This is a genomic window from Albimonas pacifica, assembly GCF_900113695.1.
GTDB classification, from domain to species: domain Bacteria; phylum Pseudomonadota; class Alphaproteobacteria; order Rhodobacterales; family Rhodobacteraceae; genus Albimonas; species Albimonas pacifica.
Map to the genome: position 1 here is coordinate 1 of NZ_FOQH01000045.1, position 3,015 is coordinate 3,015.

3 protein-coding genes are annotated in these 3,015 nt (G+C 66.1%); 2 read left to right on the forward strand and 1 reads right to left on the reverse strand.

Annotated features, from left to right (window positions below):
• Window positions 1-533: 533 nt before the first annotated feature.
• Window positions 534-1,097, reverse strand: a complete 564-nt coding sequence (locus BM064_RS26415) for a hypothetical protein (protein WP_092866534.1) — start codon at window positions 1,095-1,097, stop codon at window positions 534-536.
• Between the two features lie 339 nt (window positions 1,098-1,436).
• Here BM064_RS26415 and BM064_RS26420 point away from each other — a divergent pair, with 339 nt between their 5' ends.
• On the forward strand, window positions 1,437-2,048 hold the full coding sequence (locus tag BM064_RS26420) for a recombinase family protein (protein ID WP_092866536.1): 612 nt from the start codon (window positions 1,437-1,439) through the stop codon (window positions 2,046-2,048).
• A gap of 520 nt (window positions 2,049-2,568) precedes the next feature.
• Complete coding sequence (locus tag BM064_RS26430) at window positions 2,569-3,009, forward strand: very short patch repair endonuclease (protein WP_092866541.1); 441 nt, start codon at window positions 2,569-2,571, stop codon at window positions 3,007-3,009.
• The last annotated feature ends 6 nt before the right edge of the window (window positions 3,010-3,015 follow it).

The following is a 3,015-nucleotide window of genomic DNA, read 5'->3' on the forward strand; positions in this document are numbered from 1 at the left end:
CGAGGGAGGAAATTGCGGAAGCTTCGCCCCGGAGGCGCGGATCGCGCTCTTGAGCCTGCCGGGCGGGTCTGCTGGGCGGACAGGAGAGGAAAAGATCTTCAGGGCCGGGGTGAGCGCGCGAGGGGCTTGTCCCCTCGCGTGTCAATCCTCGGCCCTGGCCGCATTCCGATTTCGATCCGCTGCGCGGATCGCCCGTGTTCTTCTGCGCCAGCGATCCAGACCCGGATGGGCCGAGACGGATCGTTCCGCGCGACCATGCGGCCGCGGGGCAAAGGGCTCGGGACGAGACCGCAAGCCCCGCATCAGGCCGCAGGGAGGGCGGGGCGCTCCGGCTCGGGGTGGAGGGAGGCCGCAGGCCGAGCGGAACCTCAGGAGCGCGGTCCCGACAGGGAGGCGTGCGGGCCTGACCGTGATCAGATCGTCAAAGATCGGGGAGAGATGGATCCTGGCAGCTCAGGTCTTAGCTCGAACGGTCTACGCCGTCGCAAGCGAACCGTCAGCCGACCGAGAAGGGCAGGGAAGCCCGCGCTGCCTCAGTGCGAGACGTAGACGTTTCCGTACCAGCGCCCGATGCCGGTCTCGACCCGCTGGACGCCGGAGTCATACGCGTCCTCGGATCCGGGGGAGATCGTAACCGCGATGCGGAAATCCGAGCGCTCCGGGACGCTGCGGCCGAGCCAGGCGTAGGTCGGCTCCTCGTCGCGCCAGCCGGCCTGCACAACCACACGCTGGTCGTAGCAGAAGACCTGGACATGAGTTTCGCCGCGATCCTCGTGCGTGGCGCGGAAGTATTTGAGCTTGTCGTCCGGGCAGACCCAGCCCTCGGCCGAGGCGGGCGAAACCCAGGCGTAGTCGAGACGGTAATCGGCGTATTCGGACCCGTCGGACATGGCGCAGAAGCCGATCGGGGGCTTGGGCGGGACCGAGGTGATCCGGTTGATCATATAGGCCTTCGCGTCGGCGCAGCTCGACGGGAACCCACCCGCGAGACAAAGGATCAGCTTGCAGTCGATGTCGTAGCTTTGGGCGGCGGCGGGCAGGCCGGGAAGGATCGAGGGGAGAGAGATCAGGGCGAGTAGAAGCGTCCGGCGCGGCATGGTTGCCCCCTTGCATGTGACTGTCGTGTGCATCCGGGTCGCATGGAGGGCTTGAATCCCCGCTGAAAAGCCGGCGCGTCCCTCCGCCATGAGACCAGAAAGCGGAGATGCCGACGTGGTTCGTGGCAAAGCCGACGAGTGAGCAGCACGTTTCCAGGCGGTGAGGTTCGCGCTGCAAGGCATAGATATATCTTTTGGTCGCTGCCCCCCTTAGTGTAAATTTGATTGTGATGCGTAATAAGATGCATGGTTCCGCCCGAACCGGCCTGTCGGAGGCTTTGCATCTCAAACGAACGTTTGCAATACGCCATCGCGGCCGCCTGAGGACGACGAACACGCATGCTGATCGGATACGCCCGCATCTCGAAGGCCGACGGTTCCCAGAGCCTCGATCTGCAACGCGACGCGCTGGCCGAGGCGGGCGTCGGCGCCGAGGCGATCTACGAGGATCGGATCTCCGGCAAGCGCGAGGCTCGCCCCGGCCTCGACGCCTGCCTCAAGGCGCTGCGCAGCGGCGACGTGCTGGTCGTGTGGAAGCTCGACCGCCTCGGACGCGACCTGCGTCACCTGGTCAATGTCGTGCAGGATCTGACCGAGCGCGGGATCGGGCTGCGCGTGCTGGCCGGGCAGGGCGCGCAGATCGACACGACCACGCCGGCGGGGCGTCTGGTCTTCGGCATCTTCGCAGCCCTCGCCGAGTTCGAGCGTGAACTGATCCGCGAGCGCACCGTCGCGGGGCTCGCCGCCGCCCGCGCGCGGGGGCGCAAGGGAGGACGCAAGTTTGCGCTGACCAAGGCTCAGGTTCGGCTTGCCCAGGCGGCCATGGCCAATCGCGATACTTCCGTGGGGGAGCTCGCTGCGGAACTCGGCGTCAAGCCGGTCACGCTCTACCGCTATGTCGGACCGAAGGGGGAGCTGCGCGAGAACGGGAGGCGAGTCCTTGGCGTTTAGGGCTGGACTTCCACTCTCCCGCCCACGCCGCCTCTATCGCCTCGAACGGTGAGGTCTCGGCGAATGATGTGCGCGAGGGTTAAGCTATGGCGCTTCAGCGCCGCCGCCAGCGCCGTCGCACGGACGGGTGCCACCTCGGCCCAGATCCGAACCCGGAATCCGCTGCACTCGATCACCATCTCGCCAGGCGCAGTGTTGACCGTGGTTTCCATCGGCGGCTCGGATGCTAGGGGAAGGCGCTATGCAGGCGGCCAGGGCCGGGCGGCAGCTGGGCGGGGATGCCTGCCCAGCTGCCGGACCAGGCCCGGCCAGTGCCGTAGCCCGCGTGGCGGAGGGGATAGGAGCGGTCCCTCTTGCTCCCTTCGAAGGCGCGTCCGCGCCGGAAAGCGCTTCTTCCCGTAAGGTGTGGATCGGCATGGAATAAGAGGCCTGAATCACTTTCGATGCATTCTGGGATTCTGAGGGCGGCGTTTGACTTTCCAAGGGTGTAAGGCAAATACAGGGGTTATCGAGCGCAGCGATGGACACGCGCAGCCCGGAACAGCGACGACGGATCATGCAGGCGGTCGGGACGAAGAGCACCCGCCCCGAAATCGTCGTGCGTCGCCGGCTGCACGCTCTGGGCTACCGCTTCCGACTGCACCGAAAGGACCTGCCAGGAAAGCCGGATATCGTCCTGCCAGGCCGCCGTCTGGCGATCTTCGTGCATGGGTGCTTCTGGCATTGGCACGGCTGCCCGAAAGGCCAGCTCCCCAAATCCCGCCAGGATTATTGGCTCCCGAAACTTGCGCGTAACCGCGAACGCGATAGAACGAACGAGGAACGCTTGGAGTCGCTCGGCTGGCGCGTCGTCACGATCTGGCAGTGCGAGACCGTGGACACCGACGCCCTGGACGCTCGCCTTCGAAGAGTTGTGGATAGATCGGAAAAGCCGATCGACATCCAGGGGCCGCTTCGGTAAGCTCGA

Excerpts from the sequence above, each read along its gene's own strand:
- BM064_RS26415 (WP_092866534.1), bottom strand. The coding sequence starts at position 1,097 with ATGCCGCGCCGGACGCTTCTACTCGCCCTGATCTCTCTCCCCTCGATC.
- BM064_RS26420 (WP_092866536.1), top strand. The coding sequence starts at position 1,437 with ATGCTGATCGGATACGCCCGCATCTCGAAGGCCGACGGTTCCCAGAGC.
- BM064_RS26430 (WP_092866541.1), top strand. The coding sequence starts at position 2,569 with ATGGACACGCGCAGCCCGGAACAGCGACGACGGATCATGCAGGCGGTC.